Source organism: Streptomyces sp. NPDC059248, assembly GCF_042753905.1.
Classification (GTDB): Bacteria; Actinomycetota; Actinomycetes; order Streptomycetales; family Streptomycetaceae; genus Streptomyces.
This window is the reverse complement of record NZ_JBHYZV010000077.1, coordinates 1-25,833: the sequence shown is the minus strand read 5'-3', so window position 1 is coordinate 25,833 and position 25,833 is coordinate 1. Positions and strand designations below refer to the sequence as shown.

The 25,833-nt window shown below is 71.1% G+C and carries 18 protein-coding genes, 1 tRNA gene and 1 CRISPR repeat array; of the genes, 15 read left to right on the top strand and 4 right to left on the bottom strand.

What is annotated here, in order from left to right; all coding sequences use genetic code 11:
* Positions 1-21: 21 nt before the first annotated feature.
* From cas6 to ACFXG1_RS26895, 10 genes are all read left to right on the top strand, one after another.
* Positions 22-714 carry a CRISPR-associated endoribonuclease Cas6 gene (gene cas6, locus ACFXG1_RS26940; protein WP_384714110.1) on the top strand — a complete coding sequence of 231 codons (693 nt, stop codon included), beginning with the start codon at positions 22-24 and terminating at the stop codon, positions 712-714.
* Positions 702-2,120, top strand: a complete 1,419-nt coding sequence (locus ACFXG1_RS26935; RefSeq protein WP_384714107.1) for a hypothetical protein — start codon at positions 702-704, stop codon at positions 2,118-2,120. Before cas6 ends, ACFXG1_RS26935 begins: the two co-directional genes overlap by 13 nt.
* Positions 2,120-3,175, top strand: coding sequence for a type I-B CRISPR-associated protein Cas7/Cst2/DevR (cas7i, locus tag ACFXG1_RS26930; protein ID WP_384744908.1), 1,056 nt, complete (start codon positions 2,120-2,122; stop codon positions 3,173-3,175). The genes ACFXG1_RS26935 and cas7i overlap by 1 nt, the downstream gene beginning before the upstream one ends.
* A 5-nt stretch (positions 3,176-3,180) precedes the next feature.
* Positions 3,181-3,870 (top strand): CRISPR-associated protein Cas5, encoded by a 690-nt coding sequence (gene cas5 / locus ACFXG1_RS26925; protein ID WP_384744906.1) that lies wholly within the window; start codon positions 3,181-3,183, stop codon positions 3,868-3,870.
* Entirely contained in the window at positions 3,867-6,278 is a 2,412-nt protein-coding gene (gene cas3, locus ACFXG1_RS26920) for a CRISPR-associated helicase Cas3' (protein ID WP_384710601.1), read from the top strand. Before cas5 ends, cas3 begins: the two co-directional genes overlap by 4 nt.
* A complete protein-coding gene (locus ACFXG1_RS26915; RefSeq protein ID WP_384710598.1) occupies positions 6,275-6,796 on the top strand; it encodes a CRISPR-associated protein Cas4 in 522 nt (173 codons plus the stop codon). The genes cas3 and ACFXG1_RS26915 overlap by 4 nt, the downstream gene beginning before the upstream one ends.
* Positions 6,796-7,776 carry a type I-B CRISPR-associated endonuclease Cas1b gene (gene cas1b / locus ACFXG1_RS26910; protein WP_384710595.1) on the top strand — a complete coding sequence of 327 codons (981 nt, stop codon included), beginning with the start codon at positions 6,796-6,798 and terminating at the stop codon, positions 7,774-7,776. Before ACFXG1_RS26915 ends, cas1b begins: the two co-directional genes overlap by 1 nt.
* A gap of 6 nt (positions 7,777-7,782) precedes the next feature.
* Positions 7,783-8,046, top strand: coding sequence for a CRISPR-associated endonuclease Cas2 (gene cas2, locus ACFXG1_RS26905; protein ID WP_384710592.1), 264 nt, complete (start codon positions 7,783-7,785; stop codon positions 8,044-8,046).
* Positions 8,047-8,138: 92 nt separating this feature from the next.
* Positions 8,139-8,951: direct repeats of the CRISPR family, unit length 29 nt; unit sequence GTCGTCATCAACCCAGGAGGGTTCGCAAC.
* A gap of 49 nt (positions 8,952-9,000) precedes the next feature.
* Positions 9,001-9,076: transfer RNA gene (locus ACFXG1_RS26900), tRNA-Arg, on the top strand.
* 643 nt (positions 9,077-9,719) lie between these two features.
* The gene (locus tag ACFXG1_RS26895; protein ID WP_384710589.1) at positions 9,720-10,862 is read left to right on the top strand and encodes a Fic family protein; all 1,143 of its coding nucleotides are present in this window, start codon (positions 9,720-9,722) and stop codon (positions 10,860-10,862) included.
* Positions 10,863-11,077: 215 nt separating this feature from the next.
* Here ACFXG1_RS26895 and ACFXG1_RS26890 read toward each other — a convergent pair whose 3' ends face one another.
* The 3 genes from ACFXG1_RS26890 to ACFXG1_RS26880 all read right to left on the bottom strand — a co-directional run bounded on the left by ACFXG1_RS26890 (position 11,078) and on the right by ACFXG1_RS26880 (position 15,970).
* On the bottom strand, positions 11,078-12,169 hold the full coding sequence (locus ACFXG1_RS26890; protein ID WP_384710586.1) for a hypothetical protein: 1,092 nt from the start codon (positions 12,167-12,169) through the stop codon (positions 11,078-11,080).
* On the bottom strand, positions 12,166-12,576 hold the full coding sequence (locus ACFXG1_RS26885) for a hypothetical protein (RefSeq protein WP_384710583.1): 411 nt from the start codon (positions 12,574-12,576) through the stop codon (positions 12,166-12,168). The genes ACFXG1_RS26890 and ACFXG1_RS26885 overlap by 4 nt, the downstream gene beginning before the upstream one ends.
* A 109-nt stretch (positions 12,577-12,685) precedes the next feature.
* Positions 12,686-15,970 carry a right-handed parallel beta-helix repeat-containing protein gene (locus ACFXG1_RS26880; protein ID WP_384710580.1) on the bottom strand — a complete coding sequence of 1,095 codons (3,285 nt, stop codon included), beginning with the start codon at positions 15,968-15,970 and terminating at the stop codon, positions 12,686-12,688.
* 119 nt (positions 15,971-16,089) lie between these two features.
* Here ACFXG1_RS26880 and ACFXG1_RS26875 point away from each other — a divergent pair, with 119 nt between their 5' ends.
* Complete coding sequence (locus tag ACFXG1_RS26875; RefSeq protein WP_384744902.1) at positions 16,090-17,271, top strand: S8 family serine peptidase; 1,182 nt, start codon at positions 16,090-16,092, stop codon at positions 17,269-17,271.
* 158 nt (positions 17,272-17,429) lie between these two features.
* On the opposite strand, the gene eccCa is transcribed toward ACFXG1_RS26875, so the two are convergent.
* Positions 17,430-21,407 carry a type VII secretion protein EccCa gene (gene eccCa, locus ACFXG1_RS26870; protein WP_384744900.1) on the bottom strand — a complete coding sequence of 1,326 codons (3,978 nt, stop codon included), beginning with the start codon at positions 21,405-21,407 and terminating at the stop codon, positions 17,430-17,432.
* Between the two features lie 338 nt (positions 21,408-21,745).
* Between eccCa and eccD the strand changes: the two genes are divergently transcribed.
* From eccD to ACFXG1_RS26850, 4 genes are all read left to right on the top strand, one after another.
* Entirely contained in the window at positions 21,746-23,146 is a 1,401-nt protein-coding gene (eccD, locus tag ACFXG1_RS26865; protein WP_384744897.1) for a type VII secretion integral membrane protein EccD, read from the top strand.
* A 175-nt stretch (positions 23,147-23,321) separates the two neighbouring features.
* Positions 23,322-24,875: a type VII secretion protein EccB gene (gene eccB, locus ACFXG1_RS26860; protein WP_384718552.1), complete on the top strand. Its 1,554-nt coding sequence runs from the start codon at positions 23,322-23,324 to the stop codon at positions 24,873-24,875.
* A gap of 79 nt (positions 24,876-24,954) precedes the next feature.
* Positions 24,955-25,296 carry a hypothetical protein gene (locus ACFXG1_RS26855; RefSeq protein ID WP_384718554.1) on the top strand — a complete coding sequence of 114 codons (342 nt, stop codon included), beginning with the start codon at positions 24,955-24,957 and terminating at the stop codon, positions 25,294-25,296.
* A 67-nt stretch (positions 25,297-25,363) separates the two neighbouring features.
* The gene (locus tag ACFXG1_RS26850; protein WP_384718556.1) at positions 25,364-25,684 is read left to right on the top strand and encodes a WXG100 family type VII secretion target; all 321 of its coding nucleotides are present in this window, start codon (positions 25,364-25,366) and stop codon (positions 25,682-25,684) included.
* Positions 25,685-25,833: the final 149 nt, after the last annotated feature.

Sequence of the window (25,833 nt, the reverse complement as noted above, 5' to 3'; positions counted from 1 at the left end):
TAGATCTCCGAGCAGGTTCGCATGCGCATGAGAGTCGACGTCTTAACAGACACCCCCTGGTTGAAATGGGACGACGTGCACCGGCCCGCACGTGGCGTTGTCTACGGACTGTTGGAAGAGCACGATCCAGCCCTCGCCCGCTCGTTGCACGACGAAGGATGGGGCGGTCATCCGCTCAAGCCGGTCGGGGTGACCAGTCCGCAGTTCAAAGGAGCTCCTCGGAAGAGGGGGGTCTACACCACATCGCCTCAGGGGTCGGTGTGGTTCGGGTCGCCGGTGCCGGAGATTGCTGCCGCGTTGGTGTCGGCGCTGGCCCGGCGGGCCGAGATCGTCTGGGGGGCCGCCCACCTCCGGGTCCAGGGCTTCACCGTCGAGGTCAGTGCGCCAGGACCTACCGCGGGGCTCGTCGAGCTGGAGACGGCGACCCCGGTCGTCCTGCGTCGCGAAGGGCGCGAGTTGCTGCCCGACGACGCGCACTACGTCGAGCGCCTGGAGCACAACCTCACCCACAAGGCCGACGTGCTAGGGCTCCCCGCTCCCCATAGGCTGCGAGTCCTGGAGGCCGGGCCGCGCAGGCGCTTCACGGTGCGGGGAGCACCCCGGACCGGGGCTCAGGTGCGGGTGTCGATGGAGGCCGATCCTCGGTTCGTGGACGCCATCCGCTCATGGGGGCTCGGCCTCGACACGGTGCAGGGATTCGGATGGATCCGGTGAGCACCGGTGTGCTGACTGCGACCGGCCATCCGTTGCAGCGCGCCGGGGCATGGGCCGTGACCGTCATCGCCGGGAAGAAGTGCCCCGACCAGGTGACATCGGAGGACCTCGACGGCGTCGCCCGGTCCGTGCTGACCGATGCCGTGCGCTCCGCAGTCGCGGCGAAGACTGAGGCGGCGTACGACTGGTGGAAGGTTCTGTTCGCCCTCTACCCGAACTCCAAGCCGACCCATGCAGGCCGGTCTCGCGACAAGGCTCTCCTCACGGAGGCCCTGGAGCCGATGTTCGCGCCGGACGACAGCGCCCAGATCTCGACCCCCTGCACCTTCTGCGGCACTCTGGCATCGGTTCTATGGGCTAAGTCGATGCTGCCTCTTTTCGACACCAATAAGGCGTTGAACTCCTTGCCACCGGGGATACGCGGCTGGCCCGTGTGCCGGGGGTGCCGGATCGCGATGTGGGCCCTCCCGTACGGGGCGTGGGTGACGGCGGGGTCGGCGACGGTCCTTTCGTGCGAAACCCAGGCGACCGAATACGAGTTCACGGTGCGGAACGTGGGGCGGGCCCGCCGTATCGCGCATATCGGCTTCGCCGGTCTGGGCGCGGGCGCCCGACCCGAACTGGTCGCTCTGCGGGCGCTGCTCGCAGTCGACGGCGGCCTGTCGGCCACCACGTTGTGGAGCTTCAAGAACGACAACCAGGAGCCGTGGCTACGGGTGACCCGGACGCGTCGGGCAGTACCGCGCTTCCTCGCCACGGTGGACGGCAACAAGGTTCTGCGCCGGGGATGGCGACTCCTGGAACTGGCACTCACCCAACGGGATCGCGAGGGACGGGTATCCGTCGACGGGGCTGGAGAAGCCGCGCGTCTGGTCTTCGAGGCCGAGGACGGGCGCAGCCGCTCCCTCGTGTCGCAGGTTCACCGGTTGCTGTGGGACACCGATCGGTGGACCGGCGGGGATCGTACGGCCCTCACCCGGCTCGCTTTCCGTTACGAGAAGGAGGTCCACGGCATGGAGCCGGACCTGAAAGGCGTGGCGACGCTGATCGCCGATTGGATCGAGCACGGCAGCGGCAGTCCGCGCGGCCGGCTGGCGGAGTACCGGAACGCCGGGCTGAGCGGCTACCGCCTCGGGCAACTCCTCTACCAGGCCGGATACCGACTGAAACTGGACGGACGGAAAGTCGAGGTCGACCCGGCGGCCTGGCAGCCGTTGATCGGGAAGCGGTCCCGTGCCTGGGAGCACCGCATGTTGCTGGGGGCCGAGGTGCTACGCATTCTCGGTGAGCGCGGCATCGAAGTCGCCGAACCGCCCGAGGATCCGCAGGAGCGGAAGCGGGTCGAGGCGTTGCTGGAGCAGCCCGTGTTGGCGGCGGACGACGAGTACTACTTCGGAGGGGCGTAATGGCTTACCTGGCGGGCAGGATGCTGGTTTCCGTGGAAGCCGGTGCTCCGAACAACGGTAAGGGCGAGGACACCACGGCTCGGGTGAAGTACGCGACCGTCCGCGGCCGTCGCCACCCCTATGTCTCGGCCCAGGCCGTGCGCCGTTGGATCCGGGACGGGATGGCTGAGCGCGGAGCGCCCGCATCGCCCGTGACCCGGGTGGGCAAGGCACAGAACCGGGCCCAGAAGGCGAATACCGACGCGGACCCGATCACGTACGCCGATGACGATCTGTTCGGGTATATGCGGGCGGGTGCGAAAAAGGACGATGCCGCCACGACGCTCCGCGACAGCCCGTTCATGCTCGGCACGCTGATGTCGGTGGCGCCGGTCCACCCGACGGAGGATTTCGGGGTGATGTCGCGCGGGGTGAGCGAGCCCGTTCTGCACGGACACGAGTTCTACACCGCAGACCTCGCCGCCCCGTTCCTGCTCGACCTGCCGAGGATCGGCACCTTCACCCTGCCGAACTCCGACGGTGTGGGGCGGCCGAACTATCTGACCCAGGAGCAGGCCCTCCAGGTCGCCCAGGCCGCGGCGCTGGGCGCCGGCACCGAGATGTTCCGCGGGCAGGGTGCCGTACGGCTTCCGGTCGAGGAGCGCCGACACCGGGCCGCGCTGCTGCTGGAGGCGATCGCCCATCTCAGCGGAGGCGCCAAGCAGGCACTTCATTACGGGGACCGGGTCCCTTCCCTGATCGTCATGGTGCCGTTCAAAGGGGGTGTGAATCCACTCGCACATGTGATCACCGGCGATGAGGACGGTCTGGTGGTACGGGGCGATGTACTGCGCAAGGAGCTGTCCGCGTGGAACGGGGAGTGGGTGTCGCCCGTCCGGGTGGGGTGGCGCCCTGGGTTCCGTGACGACCTGCGGGAGGACTTCGAGAAGGTGTGCGCGCAGGAGATCGCCGACGGCACCGTCGTCGTGGACCATCCTCGTACGATCCTGCTCGGTCTGGCGTCCGAGATGCGCGAAGGCGCATGGGACGCCTGGTTCGACGACGCGGCTGAGTGACCGGGGTGTCGTACGCCGAACCGCTTCCGGCGTGGAGGCTGACGTTCTACGCGCCCGTGGCGTCCTTCCGGGATCCGTTCTTCCCCGGGCTCACCCGTGGGCTCCCGGTGCCGCCGCCCTCCACGGTGCGGGGCCTGCTGGCCGCGGCCACCGGGGAGCCGTACGAGTCCCTCGTGTTCGGCATGGCCGCCTGGTCGGAGGGCGAAGGGGTGGATGCCGAGACGTACCACCCGATCGACGCGGGCGGCGCCAATCCCGCGGTGGCGGGGCGGGTGCGCGCGGGCAAGGGCGGGATGACCCTGCGGATGCGCCCCTTCCGTGCCGATGTCCATCTCACGGTGTGGCTGCCGGGGCCGGAGGGTGACCGTGTCTCCCAGGCGTTCCGGCGTCCCGTGTGGGGTCTTCGCCTCGGCCGCTCGCAGGACCTTGTCCATCTCGAAGAGCGCGTGGAGGTCGCACTCGTGCCCGCCACGGAGGCAGTCGTGGGGTCGGCGCTGGCGCCGACCACCGGGCACGACGTGCCGTACGCGACGGTTCACCGGATGGCAGCATCCATCTCGACGGACCGTATGACCAGCCGCTGGACCGACTACCTCTGGTGCGACGCGCCCGCGGGCCGATATCCGGTCCGCGGCGCCTACGAGGACACCGACTACCGGAAGAAGGGACAGGCGCTGTGGCTCCTGGAGCCGTGACAAGCCCTCCGCCCCGCCGGGCCTCCCTCGACGATTTGCGGGCGAAGTCCACCCCGGCCCACGACCGGGAGCGGCTCACCACCCACTCCCGTACGGTCCATGCCGCGGTCGGCCCCATCGAGGACCGGGTGGGGAACGCGGGTGTTATCGCCGACGCGCCGGCGTTCTGGTGCCGTGTCCGGCGGGCCGCGCTCCTCCATGACGCCGGGAAGATCGCCGAGGGCTTCCAGCGCCAGGTGGACATCGGGGGCATCCCCTGGGGCGAGCGACATGAGGTGCTGTCCCTCGCCTACGTCGATCTGCTCGCCGAGGCAACCGGGTGGACCGGTGAGGATCGCCTGATGGTGGCGACGCTGGTGGCCACTCATCATCGCGCCCTGCTCAGCGGTGATGGTGGCGGCCACGGCGGCAAACCGGCCCTGAGCCGCCAGTACAACAAGGAGACGGACTGGAACGAGGCGTTCGGCACCGGTGTCGACCTCGGGACGGGCGAAACGGTGTCACAGGTGCCGCGCTTCCTCCACAGGGAGTGGTTGGCGTGGCTCTGCGGCTATCTGGCGGCGGATCCACCCACGACCTCCCCCGGAGACCCGCCGCTCGCACATCGCGCCCGGGACATGCTGGAGGAACTGCTCAAGGCGTGGCGGGAGCCCGTCAAACCCCACCAAGGGCTGCTGGCGGTCCTCGCCCAGGGCGCGCTCACCCTGGCCGACCGGTCCGGTTCCGCGCATGTCGCCCTCCAGACCCATATGCCGCTGGCCGTCGACTATCTGGCGCGTCTGCCGTACGCACCCCACGCCCACCAGCGGCGGGCCGCCGAATCCTCGGGCCATCTGGTGCTGGTCGCGCCCACCGGGAGCGGCAAGACCGAGGCCGGGCTCGCGTGGGCGGCGGGGCAGATGGCCACGATGTCCGGTCTCCCGCGTGTGGTGTGGACGTTGCCGTACAAGGCGTCGTTGAACGCGATCCGCCGCCGCTTCGCCGACAGCCTGATCCCGGCGCCGGGCGAGCGCAAAGCGGATATCGGACTGCTGCACGGCACCGTTGCCCAGACGCTCCTCACCGAGGCCCTGGAGGACGACTGTGCCGCCGGAGACCCGCAGACCGAACCGACCTCGGACCAGGCGCGGAAGGCACGGGCGCAGGCGAACGCGATGCGGCTGTTCGCCCATCGGCTACGTGTCGCTACCCCGCACCAGCTCCTCAGCGGGGCCGTCGCCGGGCCGACGTACTCCTCCGTACTGCTCGAACAGGCGAACGCCCTCTTCGTTCTGGACGAGCTGCACGCGTACGAGCCAGATACCTTCGGGCGGCTCTGCGCTGCGATGCGGCTGTGGGAGCGGCTCGGCAGCCGGTTCGCCGTGCTGTCGGCGACGCTCGCCGACACGATGGTCCAGATCATCGAGGAGAGTGTCGAGCAGCGGGTCACGGTTCATCGCGCACCGGCGGGTACGAGTCCCGTACGGCACCACCTCGTGCTGGACGAACGTCCGGTGGACGCTCCGGAGAGCGTCGAACGGCTGCGGGGGCAGTTGCGGGAGGGGCACAGCGTCCTCGTCGTCGCCAACACGGTCGCCCGTGCTCAGGATCTGTTCGAGCAGCTCGCCGACGACGCGCGGGAGGCACGGCCCGGCGGCCCAAGCGCGGCCCTTCTGCTCCACTCGCGCTTCAAGAACGGTGACCGGGACGCCATCGAGAAGGCCCTGCTGCGGCGGCATCCCGAACGTCGCGACGGGGACCCCGCGCGTCGCGGCGGTCTGGTGGTCGCCACCCAGGTGGTGGAGGTGTCCCTTCAGCTCGACTTCGACCGCGGGGCCGTGGAGTGCGCGCCGGTGGAAGCGGTCGCGCAGCGCGCGGGCCGGGTCAACCGGCGCGGTTTGCATCCCGAGGGACCGGTGGAGTTCCGTGTCCATCCGGCTGAGACGCACAAGCCGTATCCCGCGGGCGCTATGGACGCATCGTGGAGCGCGCTCACCGGTCTCGTCGCCGTCGGGGCGACAACGCTGAGTGAGCAGGACATCGACGAACTACTTCGGCGGGCGTACGACACCGCATGGGGAGAGGAGTGGGCGAAGGAGGCCCGGCGGAATCGGGACGAGTTCACCGCGAGTTTCCTGACCTTCACGGACCCGTTCCACGACCGGAGCGAGTTCGCGCACGCACTGACCAAGGTCTTCGACAGCGTGGAGGTGCTTCATCACGAGGACTGGGCCGAGTACCAGGCGCTGACCAGGGGGAAGAAGGGCGATCCTCTCCTTGCCTCCCAACTGTTGATCCCTCTGCGCCTCGGGCAATTGAAAGCCTTCGCCTGCACCTACGACCCGTATCTGAAGGTCCACATCAGTGACGGCGTGTACGACAACGTCTGTGGCCTGCGCCCTCCGGCAAGCCAGGAGACCATCCTGTGAGTCCCGATCCCGAGCTGCCGGCCGACGACGAGACCGCCGTCGGTGGCGTCCATATCAAGTACCTCGTCCACTGTCCTCGACAGCTCTGGTTGTACGCCCGGGGCTACCGCCCCGAGCAGCGGAGCGATCTGGTCGCCTTCGGCGAGGTGGTGGATGACACCACCTTCACCCGGCGCCGGGACGTCGACCTAGGCGAGGCGAAGATCGACTGGGTGACGACCGGAGCCGTCGTCCACGAGACGAAGTCCTCCCGCGCCCCGGCACCCGGGCACACCGCCCAGGTCAGGCACTACTGCCTGCTCCTGTCGCGTCGGGGCGTCAATGTGCGGGGCGGCGTCGTCCACTACCCCCTGATCCGCCGTACTACGGATGTCGTCTGGAACGACGACGCCCGCGCCGAAGCCGAGGATACGGAGGCGGAGGCCCAGGCCGTCATCGCCGCGTCCACGGCTCCCGGCCGTCTGCTCCGCGGCAAATGCCGTGGATGCTCCTACCTCGACTACTGCTGGGGAGACTGATGCCCGCCGTCGGCCGTACCTACTGGCTGACCGAACCCTGCCGGATCCGCCGCGAGGACAACAGCGTCCGTGTCGAGCGCCCGGACGGCAGTCCGGTCCGTATCCCCATCACCGATATCCGCGATCTGGTCGTCTTCGACCATGTCGATGTCAACACGTCAGCGCTGTCGCTGCTCAGCCGTAACGGTGTCACCGTGCATATCCTCGACCACTACGGAAACCATGCGGGGCATTTCAGCCCTGCCGAGTCGATGTCGTCCGCGACGGTCGTACGGCGCCAGGTGGAGATCACGGCGGACGAGGAGCAGCGACTCGCCATTGCCCGCTCCCTCGTACTCACCACCGCGGAAAACCTGCGCTGGGCGCTCGATACCGATCTGCTCGACTCGGCGCTGGAGGCGTTGAGGGGCGCGCTGCCCGACTGTCGGTCGAATGACGCGATCATGGGCCAGGAAGGCAACTTCCGACGGACCGCTTGGGCTGTGCTCGACAGCCGACTGCCACCGTGGCTCCGGATGAACGGCCGCACGCGGCGCCCACCGACCAACGCGGGCAATGCCTTCGTCAGCTACCTCAACGCCCTGGTGTACGTACGAGTGCTGACCGCGTTGCGCAGCACTCCGCTGCACCCGGCCATCGGCTTCCTCCACGCGGACACCGACCGCCGGAGGAATACCCTTGCGCTGGACTTGGCCGAGCCCTTCAAGCCGCTGTTCGCGGAACGCCTGCTGAGGCGCGCGGCCAGCCAGAAGCACCTGAAGGAAAGCGACTTCGAGACGGATGTCAGCCGTGCCTCACTCAGCAAGGACGGCCGCAAGAAGATCGCCGCCCTGGTTCGGGAAGAGCTCGCGACGACGGTCCACCACCGGGGCCTCAAACGCCAGGTGAGCTACGAGGAGCTGATGCATTTGGAGGCGTTGAAGGTCGTTCGATTCTGCCTCGAAGGCACGCCCTATAAGCCGTTCCGGCCGTGGTGGTGAGGGTTCGTGTTCGTGATCTTGGTGTACGACACGGCTGTGGAACGTAACCCGAAGGTGCTGAAGACCTGTCGGAAGTACCTGCACTGGACGCAGCGGAGCGTCTTCCAGGGCGAACTGTCCGCAGCGCAGTACAGGGCACTGATGGCGGCGCTGGGCAGTGTGATCGATCCCTCGTACGACAGCATCGTCACGTACACGGCCCGGTCACCGGAGATGGTGGAGTCGTCGACGCTCGGGGTTGGTCTAGGAGGTCCAGGAGACATCCTCTGACCTGCGCTGATGCATTACCGGCGGAGTTCTGCAGAATCGCTACGTGAAGGCATACGTGGGTGAGGTCTGACCTGGGACTTTACCCTCGGGGGGTCGTCATCAACCCAGGAGGGTTCGCAACGTGAAGAACGCCCGGCCACCGGGGCCGAGTCCGGCGGGGGTCGTCATCAACCCAGGAGGGTTCGCAACCCGGTTGCCCGGCCCTGATCACCTCGTTGACGGCGCGGGTCGTCATCAACCCAGGAGGGTTCGCAACACGGGGGTCCAGGTGCCATCGCCGCCGAGGAAGGCCGTCGTCATCAACCCAGGAGGGTTCGCAACCCGGCCTTCAGGGACAGCGGGACATCCCCGATCCACGTCGTCATCAACCCAGGAGGGTTCGCAACCGCGGTATCGACCCGGACGGGATCGTGCTGGGGCTGGTCGTCATCAACCCAGGAGGGTTCGCAACCCGAACTGCGCGCCGCCCTGCTGGAGGCCAAGCAGGTCGTCATCAACCCAGGAGGGTTCGCAACATGAGCTCCCGGCGCGAGAGGGTGACCAGGACGGCGTGTCGTCATCAACCCAGGAGGGTTCGCAACACGGCATCCCGCCCGGCCACGCACACGAGTGGACGTCGTCATCAACCCAGGAGGGTTCGCAACCCGGACCGGGCATGGTCCGAGCCGCCCCGACCTGTGGTCGTCATCAACCCAGGAGGGTTCGCAACATTGGACATTGATGGCCGGAATGGCGCCCGAGCAGTGTCGTCATCAACCCAGGAGGGTTCGCAACTTGACGGCGGGGATCACGCTGATGGCGACCGCGCCGCGTCGTCATCAACCCAGGAGGGTTCGCAACGTCGGCGCAATGTCGGCGAGGTCGACCTCGGGCGTCGTCGCCATCAGCCCAGGAGGGTTTCCCGAGATCCGCCGAAAACAGCCCGCTTGGCACAGCCCGCTATCCCATCACCGCAGGTCAGCGCGCTACCTTCGCCCTCATGACCAGGCGCCTTCTAAGCGCTTGGCCGCAGGTTCGAGTCCTGCCGGGGGCGCACATTTTCGTAGGTCAGAGGTTGCTTTAAGCCCTTCGCAAGATCGATTGCTGAGGGCTTTTCCGTGGCCCACGAGGGCACTTTAGGCCGATATGCACCCCGACCGAGATGCCGCGTTCTGCATACGCCCCGGCCGGCGCGGCAACTTCCCCCAACCACACCCGGCCAGGGAGTTGCATCCGGCCAGAGCCGTACTGATGGGTCGTCAGCCAAGAAGCGGGGCGGGCGCCAAAGCGGCACCTGCCCCGTCTTCGACTGGCCCGGGGTAGTCGAGGCCGAGTTCAATCACGCCCGAGCGACACGGGGGCTTCATGCGTGCGGTGGCACATGAGGCCGAACTCGTCACCGGCGGTGAACAACAGCCGTCCGCCGTGCAGAGGCGTGGACATCGGCGAGGTCGATCTCAGCCACATGCGGTGGAGCAGACCGGTGCCCGCCGCGCGGCGGCTCGAAACTGGTAGGGATCCAGCACGCGCCGAGTGCAGCCAAGTACCTTTCGGCCCGCACATGCGGATAAGAGCGGGAAGTCGTGCCGCTCAACGTCAACACGTTCGGTTATGCGCGCGACCAGATCCGTGACGGCGATGCGATCCAAGCGCGCCCATTTGACTTGATGACACAATTATCATGTCATGGAGACATGCTGTACGCCACTCCCTCCCTGGACACCGACGACCAGCGGGCCCTCGACGAGATCGAAAGCATGCGTCGCTCCCTGCGCCATATGCTCCGGGCCACCCCGCGCTGGACGCGCCAGCTGCGCCGCAACCTCACCGCCCGCGCGATCGCCGGGTCGAACACCATCGAGGGATACGCCGCGACGGTCGACGACGTGGAAGCCCTCATGTCCGGCGAGGAACCGCTGGAGACCGGGGAGAAGACGCGCGCCGAGCTGGAGGGCTATCAGCGCGGCATGACCTATATCCAGGCCCTCGCCGACGCCGGAGACGACTTCCGCTACGACGCCGGCCTGCTCAACGGTCTGCACTTCATGCTGCAGGGCCACCACCTCGACAAGCGCCCCGGCCGCTGGCGTGACGGGCCCGTCTATGTCACCAGCCCCGACGACCCGCTGGTCCCCGCCTACACCGCTCCTGACCAGGCGGACGTTCCCGCTCTGATGTCGGAGTTCATCGACTGGCTCAACGACGGCGACCTCGACGCCCCCGTCCACGTCCGCGCGTCCATGGCCCACCTCAACCTCGTCAAGATCCACCCGTGGAAGGACGGAAACGGGCGCATGTCCCGCGCCCTGTCCACCCTGGTGTTCTCCCGCGAGGCCCTGATGCCGCCCGAATTCTCCTCCATCGAGGAGTGGCTCGGCCGAGGACAGAACACGTACGCCTACTACCAGGTCCTGGAGGACGTAGGCGGCCCAATCTGGAGTCCGGAGCGGGACACCCGGTCCTGGATCCGGTTCTGCCTGACCGCCCACCACCGCCAGGCCCAGCAGGCCCAGCGTCGCTTCGACGTGATGTCGCGGGCCTGGACCCGTCTGGTGGAAGGCGTCGAGGCAGCCGGTCTGGACGAGCGGGTCGTGTACGCCCTGCTACCCGCGTTCTCGGACGCGAAGGTCCGCCGCACCGTCTACCAGCAGGACGCCGACCTCAGCGACCAGCAAGCCATCCGCGATATCCGGGAGCTCGTCGCCCGCGGCTGGCTCGTCCCCCACGGCAAGGCCCGCGCCCGCTACTACGCCCCGGGTCCGCTCATGGACCCGGTCCGGGCCGAGGTCCGCCAGTCGATGGAGCCGTACAGGGATCCCTACCGGCAGAAGCACTGAGCCGGCTCGTCCGTGCCTTCATACCGCGAGAGCGCGCTGCGAAGACGGCCTCATGACTCCCGCCTGATCGCGACACCGCGTACGGGCCCGGCAGACGCGAACCGTCGTCCAGCGTGACAGTGACCCGATCGCAGGCGCAGGCATCGGTCACGATCCACGGCGCGTATCCGTGCGCGAATACGTCCATGGCGGACTTCGGGACGCAGCTCTCCGTCCTAGGCCAGGCCCACGAGGGACGCGAGGCCCCGGCCCCAGGCTCCGGCGGGGCCCGGCCAGGTCAGGGGGGTGAAGAACGCGGACAGGAGGAAGATCGCGGATGCCACGACGGTGAGCAGGAACGCGGTGATGCCGGGGCCCTCCTCCGATTTGCGGTTCAGCATGTCCATGGCCGCCGTGCCCGCGAGGAGAAGGGCGAGAAGCAGCAGCACCGCGCCGCCGAGCACGGTGAAGAAGGCGAATGGGAGCACTCCCCAGAGGCTCGCGTCCGAGCCGAACGCCGCGCGGTTGGCCGTGATGACCAGCACCGGAATCCACGGCGGGAGCGTGCAGAGCAGCCAGACCAAGCCGATCAGGGAGCGGCGGGGCGGGCCGGGCCGTTGACGTTTGGGGGGTGTGGCCGACGGGCGGGCGGGGCTGGGAGCGGCGGTGGGCGGGGGCGACGGGTCGGGGCTGCTGGTCCACTCGCCTTCGATGGTCCGCTCGGCGGCCCGGGCGTGGTCGCGGCCGTTGATCTCCTCGCCCAGTTGCCGCAGCTCCTCGCGGACCGAGCCGAGTTCGGCCTCGGCACGTTCCAGGAGGTCGGAGAACTGGTCCGCTTCCCGATCGGCGGGTGACGGGCCGACGAGAGCGGCCCGGGGGGTGTCCGGCTCGTCCCGGTCCGCGGCGCGTCGATGCTTGGCCAGCTCTTGCCGCGCACGGGCCAACAGCGCCTCGGCCTTGGCGCGTTCCTCCTCGGCCTGCCGCATCGTGCGCTGGGCCTTGATGACGCTCAGTTCGGCGTTCCGGAGCCGCTCCGTGAACTCGGCGTGGGCCTCGGCTCGTCCCTCGGCCTTGGCTCTGCGGGCCTTCTCCTCCAGCTCCTCGCAGCGCGCCTTCAGCTCTCCTACGGCGTGGGTCAGTCCCTGGACGACGACATCGGCCCGGTCACGCGCGTCGTGGGCGGCCTCGCTCCGGGCCGCGACGGTGATGTGGAGATGGGTCACGTACTGGTCGGCGCCGGACTGGTAGACCTGCGCGCTGTCGGAGGCACGACCGTACGTCCGGGGACGGCCGGGTGTGCCGTCCTCCCACTTGTCCAGGTCGCTCATCGTTCGGTGATGTACTGGTCCCTGGCCGACTGGTAGACGCGGGCGTTGTCCCGGGCCGTCGCCTCCAGGCGCACCCCTCCGTCGATCCGCTGTCCGCCGGCCGTGCTCCGCCATTCGTCGACGAGGCCCCTGAGGTCGTCGGCGGCTGCCGGGCACTCGTCCAGCAGGGCCGCGAACCGCTCGGCCCACTGCTCCTCCAGCGGTCCGGCGGAGTCGGGGCCGGCCGCGGCGAGAGCACTGGTCCGGGAGGTTTCGAGGGCCTGCTCGACCTCGTCGGCGGAGTGCGGACGGAAGCGGCGCCAGACCGTCACCACCCCGTCCCGTGTCTGCTGCCACCCCTCGGCGACGAGCACCGCCACCAGGGACGTACCCGCGGTGGTGGCCAGTGTGACCAGGTTGGGATCCATCGAAGCCCCCGAGGTTCCGATTTCGCCGGGAGGCGGGTGCGCCTCCCGGCCGCGACAGGGTGTCCACCGTAGCCCAACTGACGTAAGGATCAGATGGGTTGTCGGCTGGTCAGCCGGGCAGGTCCTCCGGCAGGAGGGTGCGGAGGTCGTCGATGGTGGGGCGGGGGACCGTGGTGAGGCGGCGGGCCTGGTGGGTGACCATGGTTTCCAGGAGTTGGCGGGCCAGGCGGGCGTTGCCGAAGGTGCGGTCGCGGGGGGCCGCGTCGACATGGGCTCGGAGGGTTTCCAGGGTGGGGGGCGGGCAGGTGTAGCCGGTCTCCTCGGCGGAGTGGGCCAGAATGGTGAGGAGTTCGTCGGTGGTGTAGTTCTCGAACTCCACCGAGCGGGAGAAGCGGGAGGCCAGGCCGGGGTTGGAGGCGAGGAAGCCGCGCATCTCGGCGGTGTAGCCGGCGACGATCACCACCACCTCCTCGCGGTGGTCCTCCATCAGCTTCAGCAGGGTGTCCACCGCCTCCCGGCCGAAGTCGGCGCCCGCGCCCTCGGGGGTGAGGGTGTACGCCTCGTCGATGAAGAGGACTCCGCCCAGGGCGCTCTGGAAGACCTCTTTGGTGAGCTGGGCGGTGTGGCCGACGTACCGGCCGACCAGGTCGGCGCGGGCCACCTCGACGAGTTGGCCGCGGGAGAGGACTCCCAAGGAGGCCAGCAGGCTCGCGTAGAGCCGGGCCACCGTGGTCTTGCCGGTGCCGGGGGCGCCGGAGAAGACCAGATGGCGGTTGATACGGGGGACGGGCAGGCCGGCCGCCTCGCGCTGTTTGGCGGTGGTGAGCAGGCTGACCAGATCGGTGACCTCGCGTTTCACGGCGCGCAGTCCCACCATGCCGTCGAGCTTCGCCAGCATCGCCTCGCGGTCCTCCGCCGCCGTGCCGGGGGCCGTGGCGGATTCGGCGATGTCCTCGGGGAGCAGCAGTGTCAGATCCCGTTCGGCCGGTTCGTCCATCGTGGCCAGCCGGAACGCCTGGCGGTCGACCATCTCCTCGAACACCCGGCGGGCGGCCCGCCCGTTGCCGAAGGCGGCGCCGCGTTCCATGGTCTCGTAGTGCGCGGCGAGCGCCTGGGACGTGCCGGGGCCCAGTTCGTACTGGTTGGCGCGGCACATGCTCTCGGTGATGGTCACGAGTTCGTCGACGGAGTAGTTGCCGAACTCGATGGTGCGGGTGAAGCGGGAGGCCAGACCGGGGTTGGAGGCGAGGAAGTCGTCCATCTCGGCGGAGTAGCCGGCGGCGATGACGGCGACGTCCTCGCGGTGGTCCTCCATCAGCTTCAGCAGGGTGTCCACCGCCTCCCGGCCGAAGTCGTGTCCCGAACCGCCCGAGGTGAGGGTGTACGCCTCGTCGATGAAGAGGACTCCGCCGATGGCCTTCTTGAACGCTTCCGTGGTCTTGATCGCCGTACCGCCGATGACCTGGGCCACCAGATCGGCGCGGGAGACCTCCACCAGATGCCCCTGCGGCAGTACGCCGAGCTGCGCGAGGATCGAGCCGTAGAGGCGGGCCACGGTGGTCTTGCCGGTACCGGGCGGTCCGGCGAAGACCAGATGGCGGCTCATCGACGGTACGGGCATGCCCAGGCTCTTGCGGCGCTGTGCCAGCTGGTTGAGGTTGACCAGGGTACGTACCTGGTGCTTGACGCCGTCGAGGCCGATCAGCGCCTCCAGCTCGTCCAGCGGGTCCCGCGGCTCGTCGTCCGGCCGGCCGCCCGGTGTGCCGGTTGTGCCGCCGAGCGCCGCTTCGGCGCCCCAGGCGTCCGGGGCGCCGTTCTCGGCGCTGGTCAGGTCGGTGATGTCGAGCCGGTCCCCGGCCCGGGTCTGGGTCAGACCCGCGCCCCGGTTGTCGCGTACCGCGCAGCCGTGCGCCGTCACCGGCTCGGAGGTGTCCACCCGGAGGCCGTCGCCGACGCTGCCGGAGATCTCGCAGGCGCGCAGCTCGGCGCGGGAGCCCGCGGTGAGGAGCACACCGTGGGCTCCGGCGCCGTGGATCCGTACCCGGGTGAGTTCGGCCTCTCCGCCGTCCTCCACGAGCACTCCGGACGCGCCGGGGTCCGCGATCTCGGTGTCGCGCACCGTGGCCATGGCGTCGCGGCCCACCGATACGCCCGCGTCGCCGCAGTCGCGGACCGCGCAGTCGTCGAACTGGACCCGTGCCCCGTCGGCGATCCGCACCCCCGCCCGGGCGGCCCGCTCCACGACGCAGAACTCCAGCCGTCCGCGGCCTTCGTCACCGGCCTCCACGCCGTGCCGTCCCGCCCCGGTGACCAGGGCGCGGCGCAGCAGCGGCTTGGCCTTGGCGCGGACGGAGACGCCGCTGCCCTCGGGGTCGACGATCTCCAGCCGGTCGAACTCGGCGGTGGAGTGCTCGGTGAGCTGGACCGCCGCGTCCGGGTCGGCGCAGTCCCGTACCGTCGTCCGCAGGAAGGCCGGTGAGCTGTGGTCGGTGACCCGGATAGCCGCCCCGGCCGCCGAGTCGAACGCACAGTCCTCGAAGGTGCCCCGGGACCGGTCGGCGACCAGCAGTCCCTGGCCTTTGGTACGGGTGGTGACGCAGCGGCGCAGCAGCGGATCGGCGCCTTCGGTCAGGGCGATGCCGGGTCCCGACGTACCGGAGACGGTGATGTCCTCAAGGACCGGGCGGGAGGCGCTGGAGAGGTGGACGCCGACCGCGCAGTCCCGGATGGTGGTGTGCGCGACGCGGGTGGTGCTGCTGCCCTCCAGCGCCAGGGCCGGTTTGTCGGTACCGCTGATGTCGCAGGACTCGACGGAGCCCTGGGATTCGCCGTTGGCGAGTACGCCGTTGCCCCGGGCGTCGCGGATCCGGCAGTCGCGCACCGTGGAGCGGGCCGTCTCGCTCAGGACGACGGCGGACGAGCCGAGGTTCTCCAGGACGCAGTCCTCGACGACGCTCGGTGTGGTGGAGGTGTCGACGAAGCCGGCGCCCTCCCGGTTGGTGATCCGGCAGCCCCGCATCGCCAGCGACCCGGTCTGCCGGGCGAGCAGCGCCGTCCAGCCGGAGCCGATCACCGTACAGCGGTCCAGCGCCACTTGGCCGCGGGGCGCGTCCACCACGGCGACGTCCTCACCGCCGCCCCTGAGCACCAGATCGGTGAGGAGTACGGCATCCGCGACCAGGGTGATAGCGGTGCCCCGGCGCGGGCAGATCTCCACCGATCCCGGATCGCCGTCGCCGACGATCGTGACCCGGGTGCGTACGGTGAGGTTCTCGGCGTACCGCCCGGGGCCGACCCGGACGACCGCGCCCGTGCGGGCCGCGGCCAGCGCCTCGTCGATCGTCCGGAACTCGTCCGACTGTCCCTGACCGACCGTCAGTACTTGCCGTGACACGCTTGCCCCTTCTGTGTGGCGCCCGGGCCGGGCGGCTGCCAGGACCCGTCCGTGCGGTCAGTCCCGTCAGTCCCGTCCGTGCGGTCAGTCGACTGGTCGCTTCGCCTAGCATGTGCCGCATGCCGTCGGACCGTTGTCGCCGTGCCCTCTCTCTCGCGGCGGCCGTCGCGATACCCGCGCTGCTGCTGGCGCCGCCCGCCCGTGCCGACGGCGGTGATCCGGTGAGCCTGCCCCCGCTGCGGCTGCGGATGGCCGCCGGCGACCCGTGCGCGACGGCCTCGGCCAAGACGGCGACGATGAGCCCGTGGACCCATCGGGCGCTCCAGCTCTCCCGCTCCTGGCAGCTCACCCGGGGCGCCGGTGTCACGGTAGCCGTCGTGGACACCGGGGTCGGGGCCCGGGTACCGGCGCTGACCGGCCGGGTCACCGCCGTGGACGGAGCCGGTGAGGACTGTGTGGGGCACGGCAGCTTCGCCGCCGGGCTGATCGCCGCCGCGCCCACCGGGAAGGGCACCGTCACCGGTGTCGCGCCCGCGGCCCGGATCCTCGCCGTACGCGGTACCGACGCCCGGGGCGTGCCGGACGGCGGGCTGGTCGCCGACGGGATCCGTACCGCCGTGGACGAGGGCGCCCATGTGGTCTACGTGGGCCAGGTCCTCGACTCCGGGGGCCCGGAACTCGCCGCCGCGGTGGCGTACGCGGCCGGGCGGGACGTGCTCGTCGTGGCGCCCGCCGTACCGGACGTCGCCCCGAAGGGCGCCGACGGGCGGCCCGACACCCGGGCCCGTCCCTCGTGGCCGGCCCGGCTGCCGGGGGTGCTGTCGGTGGTCGACCACGGGCCCGACGGGGGTCGTCCGAAGGACGCGCCCGCCGCGCTCTCCGCCGATCTGTCCGCCCCCGGGGACGCCGTGGTCGGTATCGGCGCGCGCGGCGACGGCCATTTCATCGGCTCCGGCTCCTCGTTGGCCGCCGCACATGTCGCCGGGGCGGCGGCGCTGCTGCGCGCCTACCATCCGGATCTGAACGCCGCCGGGACCGCGCGCCGGCTCACCGAGGCCGCCTATCCCGACCACACGCCCCGGCTCGACGTCTACGCCGCGCTGACCGCCCTGCTCTCCGGTGAACGGGCACCCGCCGAGCGGAGTCCGGACCCCGCGGTGGTCCCCCCGTCCGCCGCCGAAGGCCCCCGTCACCGCGCCCTGCTGATCGGCGGCGGCGCCCTCGCGCTGGTCCTGGTGGTGGGCGCGGCGATGGTCGTCGTCCCGCTCGGCAAGGCCCGCGGCTGGCGCCCGGCGGGCTGATTCGTGTCCGCGGTGGTGACGTGGCGTCGAGCGTGGCGGGCCGTGGCCCGGTACCGGCGCGGGGCCGTGGAGGACCTGATCGCGGCGCGGCGCGGGGCCGTCGAGGCCGACGGCCGCAAGGGGGCGCGCGGCCGCCAGGGGGCGCGCTGCCGGGGATGTCACGGGGACTCCCGGCCGGCGTCGACCAGCGCCGTCTGGATGTCGACGCTGTCGCGGCGGGTGATCCGGGTGCCCCGTCCCGGGATCAGATTGCGGCCCTTGACGTTGCCGAAGACATAGCCCTCCGTGGGCGGGCAGGACAGCAGGATCCCGGGGGTGTTGACCTCCAGCATCCGGCGCAGCAGCGGATCGTTCAGACCGCGCCCGGCGCCCGCCGCCGAGCGGGCCACGACCAGGTGCATGCCCACCTCGTAGCCGAGTGCCAGATGGTCCATCAGCGGGGCGAACGGCTGGTTCAGTGGGCCGCCGCCGCCGACCATGTCGTAGTCGTCGACCAGGACGAACAGCCTCGGCCCCGTCCACCAGTCGCACAGCCGCATCCGGGACGGGGCGATGTCCGCGCCCGGTACCCGGGTCTTCACCGCCCGCGCCGCGCCGTCGAGCAGCTCCTTCAGGGCGTCGGTCGACACGGCGTGGCCCAGCCGGTACGCCTCGGGGACGGCCTCCACCAGCTCGCGCCGGTAGTCGACCACCATGATCCGCGCCTCGGCGGGGGTATAGCGCTCGGTGATCGCCTTCGCGGCCAGCCGCAGCAGATTGGTCTTGCCGCTCTCCGCGTCGCCGACGACGATCAGATGGGGGGTGGCCGCGAAGTCGTGCCACAGGGTGCCCATGGACTTCTCCTCGACGCCGAGCGGGATCCGCGGACCGTCGGGCTCGACGGGCGGCAGTTCCGCGGCGGGCAGCAGCGTCGGCAGCATCCGGACCGGGGGCGCGGGCGGGCCCGACCAGTGTTCCCGTATCCGGGCCACCAGATCGGCGACGCCGTCGGAGAGGTCCCCGGCGCCGGTCCTGCCGTCCAGCCGGGGCAGCGCCGCCAGATAGTGCAGCTTGGAGTCCCGGGTCAGGCCCCGGCCGGGGATCCGCGGCACCGCGCCCGCCTTGCGGACGTCGATCGAGGAGTCCATCGGATCGCCCATCCGCAGTTCGAGCCGGGTGCCGGTCTGGTCGCGGACCGCCGCGGTCAGCTCCACCCAGCGGGAGGTGGTGATCAGCAGGTGGATGCCGTAGTTGAGGCCCCGCGCGGCGAGCGCGTTGAAGGTGCTCAGATAGTGGTCGTAGTCCTGCCGGACCGTGGACCAGCCGTCGACCACCAGGAAGACGTCGCCGTGCCGTTCGTCGGCGAACTCCCCGGCCGCCCGGCGCCGCCGGTAGGCCGGCATCGCGTCGATGCCCTGTTCGAGGAAGAACCGTTCGCGGTGCGCGAGTACGGCGCCGACCTCGGACATCACCCGGCCGACCCGCTCCTTGTCCATCCGCGCGGCGACCCCGCCGACATGCGGGAGCCCGGCAAGTCCGGCCAGGGTGCCGCCGCCGAAGTCGAGGCAGTAGAACTGGACCTCGCGCGGGGTGTGGGTGAGGGCGAGGCCGGTGATCAGGGTCCGCAGCAGGGTCGACTTGCCGCTCTGCGGGCCGCCCGCGATGCCCGCGTGGCCCCCGGCCGCCGACAGGTCGACCAGCAGGGGGTCGCGGCGCTGGTCGAACGGCCGGTCCACGATGCCGACCGGGGCCGTGAGCCGGCCGCGCGCCGCGAGGTCGGTCAGTCCGTACTCGGGGTGCGCCTCCAGGGCCAGCATGCCGTCGAGGGTGGCCGGTTCGTTCAGCGGCGGCAGCCACACCTGGTGCGCGGGCGGCCCGGCGTCCCGCAGCCGTTCCACGGCCACCGCCAGCAGCGACCGGGCCTCCTCCGGCGGTGTCTCGGCCGCCCGGATCTCCTCGGGGGTCGGGTCGGGGAGCCTTCGGGGCACCACCCAGCCCGAGGTCCACGGGACGACCTGGCTGGCCACCCGGGCCCGGTGGGCCGAGCCGCTGCGCCGCCGGTAGGGCCCGGAGACGTACGCGGCACGGAATCTGGTCAGGGCCTCGATCCCCGTCTTGACGAACCCGCTGCCCGGTGTGGGCGGCAGCTCGTACGCGTCCGGTACGCCCAGGACGCCCCGGCTCTCCATCGCCGAGAAGGTCCGCAGCCCGATCCGGTACGACAGATGCGACTCCAGCTGGTGCATCCGGCCCTCGTCGAGGCGCTGCGACGCGAGCAGCAGATGGACCCCGAGGCTGCGCCCGAGCCGTCCGATCATCACGAACAGCTCCATGAACTCGCGGTGCGCCGCGAGCAGCTCGCTGAACTCGTCGACGACCACGAACAGGCTGGGCAGCGGGTCGAGCGGGGTCCCGTCGGCGCGGGCCCGTTCGTACTCCAGGGCCGAGGTGTAGTTGCCCGCGGACCGCAGCAGCTCCTGCCGGCGGATCAGCTCGCCGTGCAGCGCGTCCTGCATCCGGGCGACCAGCTCGACCTCGTCGGCGAGGTTGGTGATCACGGCGGAGGTGTGCGGGAGTTCGTCGAGGCCGAGGAAGGTCGCGCCGCCCTTGAAGTCGACCAGGACGAAGTTCAGCGTCTCCGACGAGTTGGTCAGCGCCAGGGCCAGGACCAGGGTGCGCAGCAGCTCGCTCTTGCCGGAGCCGGTGGCGCCGATGAGCATGCCGTGCGGTCCGGTGCCGCCCTGGGCCGATTCCTTGATGTCCAGCTCCACCGGTGTTCCGCCGGGGCCCACCGCGATGGGGACCCGCAGCCGTTCGGATCGGGTACGCCGGCTCCACAGCGCCGCCGGTTCGTGGCGGTACAGATCGGGGATGCCGAGGAGGGCGGTCAGCTCGGTGTCGGAGGCCATCGGCTCGCTCGCCTCCCGGCCGATGCCCATCCGGTACGGCGCAAGCCGCTTGGCGAGCGCCACCGCGGTCGGCGTGCCCAGCGCGTCGGGCTCGCCCAGCGCCACCAGTTGTTCCTTGCGCTCCCGGTCGGTGCGGACAAGACGCAGCTCGTCGTCGGCCAGGTCGAGCCGGAGTGTCGCCCGGCCGGGCCGCCAGGTCAGGGCGGAGTCGAGGTCGAGCAGTACGGTGTTGCGGAAGCCGGGTCCGTCCGCGCGGTGACCGGCCGGGACGGTCACCCCGTCGAGGACGACCAGCACATACGGCTCCTCGCGGGCGATCCGGGCGTCCGGGTCGAACGGGGGCCGTTCGGCGAACTCGGCCCCGAGCAGATCGTCCAGCTCGTTGACCGAGGTGACCACCATGCGTACCGCGCCCGCGCCGTCGGACTCGGCCCGGTGCAGATTGTGCGGCAGCCACTTCACCCACTCCCAGTCCGCCCGCCGGTCGTCGGCCGCGCAGACAGCGATCCAGACGTCCTCCGGGGAGTGCACCACGGCCAGCTGGGCCACCATCGCCCGGGCCAGCGCGCGGGTCCGCTCGGGGTCGCCGCGGAACAGCACCCGGGCCCAGGTGCGCAGATATACCGCGATCGGCTGCCGGGGCACCGTGGAGTAGGCGCGGGTGAAGCTGCGCAGCGCGTGGGCGCTCAGCGGCTCCAGGTCCTCCACCGGCTTGGTGGACAGCGGGGCCAGCTTGAGCCCCAGCTTCTGGTCGCCGACCGCGACGCGCACCTCGCCGAAGTCCTCGTCCGCCGGGCGGCGTTCCCACAGCCGGCTGGTGCCGACCAGCGACCACAGGGTGTCGGGTGCCGGATGCCGCCAGGCCAGGGCCCGCTGCTGTTCGACGACGGCGGTACGGGCCTTGCGCCGTACCTGGCGCAAATAGCGGAGATAGTCGCGCCGTTCGCCGTTGAGCCGCTGCTTGCGCTCACTGATCCGGCGTACGTACTGGCCCAGCATCATCGCCGCCGCCGAGACCACCATGATGCCCAGGGCGAGATAGATGAAGACCCCGCTGCGGGAGCCGCCGGGGCGCATGTACATCAGCACCATGGAGACCGACATCAGCGCCATCGGGAGGTAGTTCCAGACCGCGGAGCTGTCCGGGGTGACCTCGGGGAGTCCGGGCGGTTCCTGGAGGCTCAGCTCCCCGTCCGGCATCTCGGGTCCCCGCCTGCGGGCGGGCCGGCGGAAAAGGACGGTACTCAACGAGTGCTCTCCTTCCGGGCGCCGCGGTGACGGCACGGGCGGGACTCGGGATGGGGGCGACGGCCGTCCTGGGCTGCACGAAACGGCGAACGGACGGATGAATCGGACGGGTTGGACGGACCGTCATGAAGCGCGCACACCGTCATGGCCGCCCCCGTGGGGCGGAACCCACCGGCCACGGGCAGTCTACGATCCAACTCACGGTTCACTCGTACGGGCGCACGCGGGGCAGCCGAACCGGTGCCCTCTACCGGCGCGCGGCCCGGCCATCCGCACGACGCGATCGACCGACCCTCCGGAGACCCGACGGGGTCTCCCGACGAAGCGTGAGTTCCCCCATGACCGACAGCACCACGTCCGAACTGTGCCGCGTCACCGTACGCGCCCCGGGCAAGTCCATCGATCTCGCGGTCCCCGCCGACGTCCCGGTCGCCGACCTGCTGCCGACCCTGGTCCGCTACGCCGGTGACGACCTGGCCGAGCGGGGCCTGGAGCACGGCGGCTGGGTGCTCCAGCGGCTCGGGGAGCCCCCGCTGGACGAGGACGCCAGCCTGGAGTCGCTCGGGGTGCTCGACGGCGAGACGCTGCATCTGCGGCCGCATACCGACGCCCTGCCCGAGGTCCTCCTGGACGATCTCGTGGAGGGTGTCGCCCAGACCATGGAGACCCGGCCGTTCGCCTGGACCGCCGCGGCCTCCCGGCGGACCCTGCTGTTCCTGGTGGTGCTCACCCTCGCCGCCGGGCTCGCCGCCCTCGCCTGGCCGGGGCCCTCCGCCGAACTGCGGGCCCTGGCCGCCGCGGCCACCGGGCTGCTGCTCCTGGGCGGGGCGGCGTCGGCCGGGCGGGCGGTCGGCGACGCGGAGGCGGGCGCCGCCCTCGGCCTGGCCGCCGTACCGTACTTCGCCCTGGCCGGCTGGTCGCTGCCGGGCGGCGCGCTCGAAGGGCCCGACCAGTGGGAGGTGCTGGGGGCCCGGCTGCTGGCGGCCGGGGCCGCGGCGGCGGGCGGGGCGATGCTCGCGGTGGCCGGTGTCGCCGCGTTCGCCGCCCTCTTCCTGGCCCTGGTGGTGGTGGCGGCGGCCGTGGTGCTGGCCGGGGCGCTGATGATGACGGCGGACCTCGGGCCCGGTCACGCGGCCGGGCTGGTCGCCCTGGCCGCCGTGGTGTTCGGGGCGTTCGTGCCGTCGATGTCGTTCCGGCTGTCGGGTCTCCGGATGCCGCCGCTGCCCTCCAACGCGGAGCAGCTCCAGGAGGGCATCGAGCCGCATTCCCCGTCCGCGGTGGCGGCCCGTACGGTCGTCGCCGACGGCTGGATGACCGGTCTGTACGCCGCCACAGCCGCAGTCTGCGCGGCCTGTCTGGCCGGCCTGGCGCACCGGTTCACCCTGCCGACCGTGCTGCTGGCGCTCGCCCTGTCGCTGCTGCTGTTCCTGCACAGCAGGGCCCTCGGCAACGTCCTGCAGCGGCTCTCGCTGGTCGCGGCCGGTGTCTGGGGCGCGGGACTGCCGGTGTACGCGGCGGCCGAGCGGGCCGCTCCGGCGGAGCGGCTGCTGCTGGTCGCCGGGCTCGGCGCGATCGCCGCCGCCCTGGCCATCGCCTCGTGGACCGTGCCCGGCAGGCGTCTGGTGCCGTACTGGGGCCGGGCGGCCGAGATCCTGCACTCCACCATGGCGATCAGTCTGCTGCCGCTGGCCCTGTGGGTGCTGGGCGCCTACGGATGGCTGCGGGCCATGAACGGCTGACCCGCACAGGACCGGTCGGCCCTCGGGCCGACCTCCACAGGACCGACCGGCCTACGGACCGACCGGCACAGGCCCCCGGGCCATCCGGGCCCGCCGCCCCCGCAGGCCCCCGGGCCATCCGGGCCCGCCGCCCGGCCGTACGACGGACCGCCGACGCGAAGGACCGACCGACCCCATGCAGAACAAGCGCGACCAGGTTCAGGCCCATATGTTCCTGATGGGCCGACTCACATCGAGCATGCTCCGCTCCGATCCGGACGCCCCGGAGAGCCCCCAGGGCCGTACCAACCGCGGTGTCGCCATCGGCATCATCATCGCCGTCCTGGTCGCGGTCGGGGCCTTCGTCGTCGGCCTGATCAGCCCCGGCAAACAGAGTTCCTGGAAGACCTCGGGCGATCTCATCGTCGACAAGGGCACCGGGGCCCGCTACCTCTATCTGGACGGCCGGCTCCGCCCGGTACGCAACTACGCGTCGGCCAAGCTGATCGGCGGCGGCGAGCTGGGCACCACGACCGTGAGTACGGCGTCCCTCAAGGGCGTTCCGCGCGGCACTCCCGTCGGTATCGAGGGCGCCCCCGACGAACTGCCCGCCGCGGGTGATCTCACCGGGACGCCCTGGCAGGTCTGTGTCACCGAGACCAGAGGCGCGGGCGGTACCGAGGCCGTGACGACCCTCGCCATCGGACTGGACGGCGCGGGCGACCGGCTGGACCGTACCCGGGCGCTGCTGGTCGCCGGGCCCGACGGCCACGACTATCTGATCTGGCAGGGCAGCCGGCTGCGGATCGACCGCGAAGGGACCGCGGGCGCGGCCCTGGGGTACGCCTCCGTACGCCCCGTTCCGGTCTCCGCGGCCTTCCTCAACGCCCTGCCCGCCGGGCCCGACCTCGCGGCCCCCGCCGTCGAGGGGGCAGGGACGCCGGGACCCCGGATCGGCGGCCGGGACACCAAGGTCGGACAGCTCTTCACCCTGACCGTACCGGGCGCCGACGAGCGCCACTACGTCCTGCGCGCCGACGGTCTGGCCCCGCTCACCGCCACCGAACTCGCCCTGCTGCTGGCCGATCCGCGGATCCGCGCCGAGGCTTACGACGGGGCCGCGCCGAACCCGGCCGCCCTCACCTCCGACGCCCTGCGGGGCAACGCGGCGCCCGACGCCGGGCGGGCGGCGCGGCCCGGCCGGGCGCCGGAGACCCCGCCGAAGGCGGTGACCGTGCCCCGGGACCGTACGCCCTGCGCACTGGTCGCCCCCGACGGCGACGGCACCCGCTTCGGGGTCGCCCTGGCCCCCACCGCCGAACTCGGGCCACTCGCCCAGCACTCCGCCGGAATCGCCGCCGCACCCTGCGTGCCCGTCGACCGGGTCGCCGTCCGGCCCGGACGCGGCTCGCTGGTGCGCGTGGTGGGCGCGGGCGGCGGCGACCTCGGCGGCACGCTCTACCTGGTCACCGAGGCCGGGGTGAAGTACCGCCTGGCGGACGCGGCGGCGGTCGATGCGCTCGGCTACCGGAAGGTCACCCCCGGCGAGATGCCCGCCCTGATGCTGGCCATGCTGCCGTCGGGACCCGATCTGCGGCCCGAGGCCGCCGAGGCGGGCCGGGTCTCGGTCACCGCTCCGCGCTGCGCTTCGGCGCCCTCGGGTACGGGCCCGGCGAAGGCGGCGCGCGGGACCGGGACCGGGACCACCGGGACCGGGACCGCGACGGCCGACAACGAAAAAACAAGATGACGGCAAGAAAGCCGGGCCGGGGTGCAATCCGGGCTGCCTAGCATCGGCGGCCCAGGACCGAACGACGGAGAGGCGGGGCATGTCCGCGAACGGAATGCAGCAGTCGGAGGAGTCCGCGACCCGGAACGGCATCCAGTCGCTGGAGATGGCCTTCTCCGGCATCACCAAGTGCCGCCAGGACGTGGAGAACACCAAGAACAACCTGATGACGCACTACAAGGGCAGTGACGGCAAGGCCTTCACGGACCTGGTCACCTCCTGGGAGGAGAAGGCCGACGTCATCATGGTCAACGTCCAGGACATGATCGAGACGCTGAACCAGACCCTCGCCGAGCACGGCAGGCAGCAGGGCTCCGCGGTCGACTCGATCAACCAGGAGTACGCCCAGTCGGACGCCGTCTTCGACGCGCTGCGCGGCTGATCCCGACGCCGCGTCCGCTCACCCGCAACGCTCCATCCCCGGCATTCGCGCGAGACGAGGACAGCACATGACCGACTTCTCCGACGGCTACATCTACGTCGACTACTCGCATATGAACAACGCCGCCGACGATCTGATCAGTCAGACCAAGGCGATCGACAGCATCCTCACCAATCTGGACGCGGAGCTGAACGAGCTGCGGAACTCCTGGATCGGTGACGACAAGGACGTGTACGCGCAGAAGCAGCAGGTCTGGAACAGCGCGGTCGAGGCGATGGAGCAGCTGCTCACCAAGCACTCCGCCCTGCTGACCAACGTCTCGGAGAACTACCAGTACAGCGAGCGGTCCCTGACCCAGATGTGGGACTCGGTGAAGATCGGCCGTTGATCCGGTTCGCGGGGCGCCCGCCCGCGGGCCCCGGCGCCCCCCCCCCCCACCCCCGCCCCCGGCGACAGGACCCGCGCGGCGAATAACGCCGAGGCCCTGCGCGGCCACGCCCAGCGCCAGCTGGCGTTAGTGGGGGAGCGTCCCGAGGA

Excerpts from the sequence above, each read along its gene's own strand:
- cas6 (WP_384714110.1), top strand. The coding sequence starts at position 22 with ATGCGCATGAGAGTCGACGTCTTAACAGACACCCCCTGGTTGAAATGG.
- ACFXG1_RS26935 (WP_384714107.1), top strand. The coding sequence starts at position 702 with ATGGATCCGGTGAGCACCGGTGTGCTGACTGCGACCGGCCATCCGTTG.
- cas7i (WP_384744908.1), top strand. The coding sequence starts at position 2,120 with ATGGCTTACCTGGCGGGCAGGATGCTGGTTTCCGTGGAAGCCGGTGCT.
- cas1b (WP_384710595.1), top strand. The coding sequence starts at position 6,796 with ATGCCCGCCGTCGGCCGTACCTACTGGCTGACCGAACCCTGCCGGATC.
- ACFXG1_RS26895 (WP_384710589.1), top strand. The coding sequence starts at position 9,720 with ATGCTGTACGCCACTCCCTCCCTGGACACCGACGACCAGCGGGCCCTC.
- ACFXG1_RS26890 (WP_384710586.1), bottom strand. The coding sequence starts at position 12,169 with ATGAGCGACCTGGACAAGTGGGAGGACGGCACACCCGGCCGTCCCCGG.
- ACFXG1_RS26885 (WP_384710583.1), bottom strand. The coding sequence starts at position 12,576 with ATGGATCCCAACCTGGTCACACTGGCCACCACCGCGGGTACGTCCCTG.
- ACFXG1_RS26875 (WP_384744902.1), top strand. The coding sequence starts at position 16,090 with ATGCCGTCGGACCGTTGTCGCCGTGCCCTCTCTCTCGCGGCGGCCGTC.
- eccD (WP_384744897.1), top strand. The coding sequence starts at position 21,746 with ATGACCGACAGCACCACGTCCGAACTGTGCCGCGTCACCGTACGCGCC.
- eccB (WP_384718552.1), top strand. The coding sequence starts at position 23,322 with ATGCAGAACAAGCGCGACCAGGTTCAGGCCCATATGTTCCTGATGGGC.
- ACFXG1_RS26855 (WP_384718554.1), top strand. The coding sequence starts at position 24,955 with ATGTCCGCGAACGGAATGCAGCAGTCGGAGGAGTCCGCGACCCGGAAC.
- ACFXG1_RS26850 (WP_384718556.1), top strand. The coding sequence starts at position 25,364 with ATGACCGACTTCTCCGACGGCTACATCTACGTCGACTACTCGCATATG.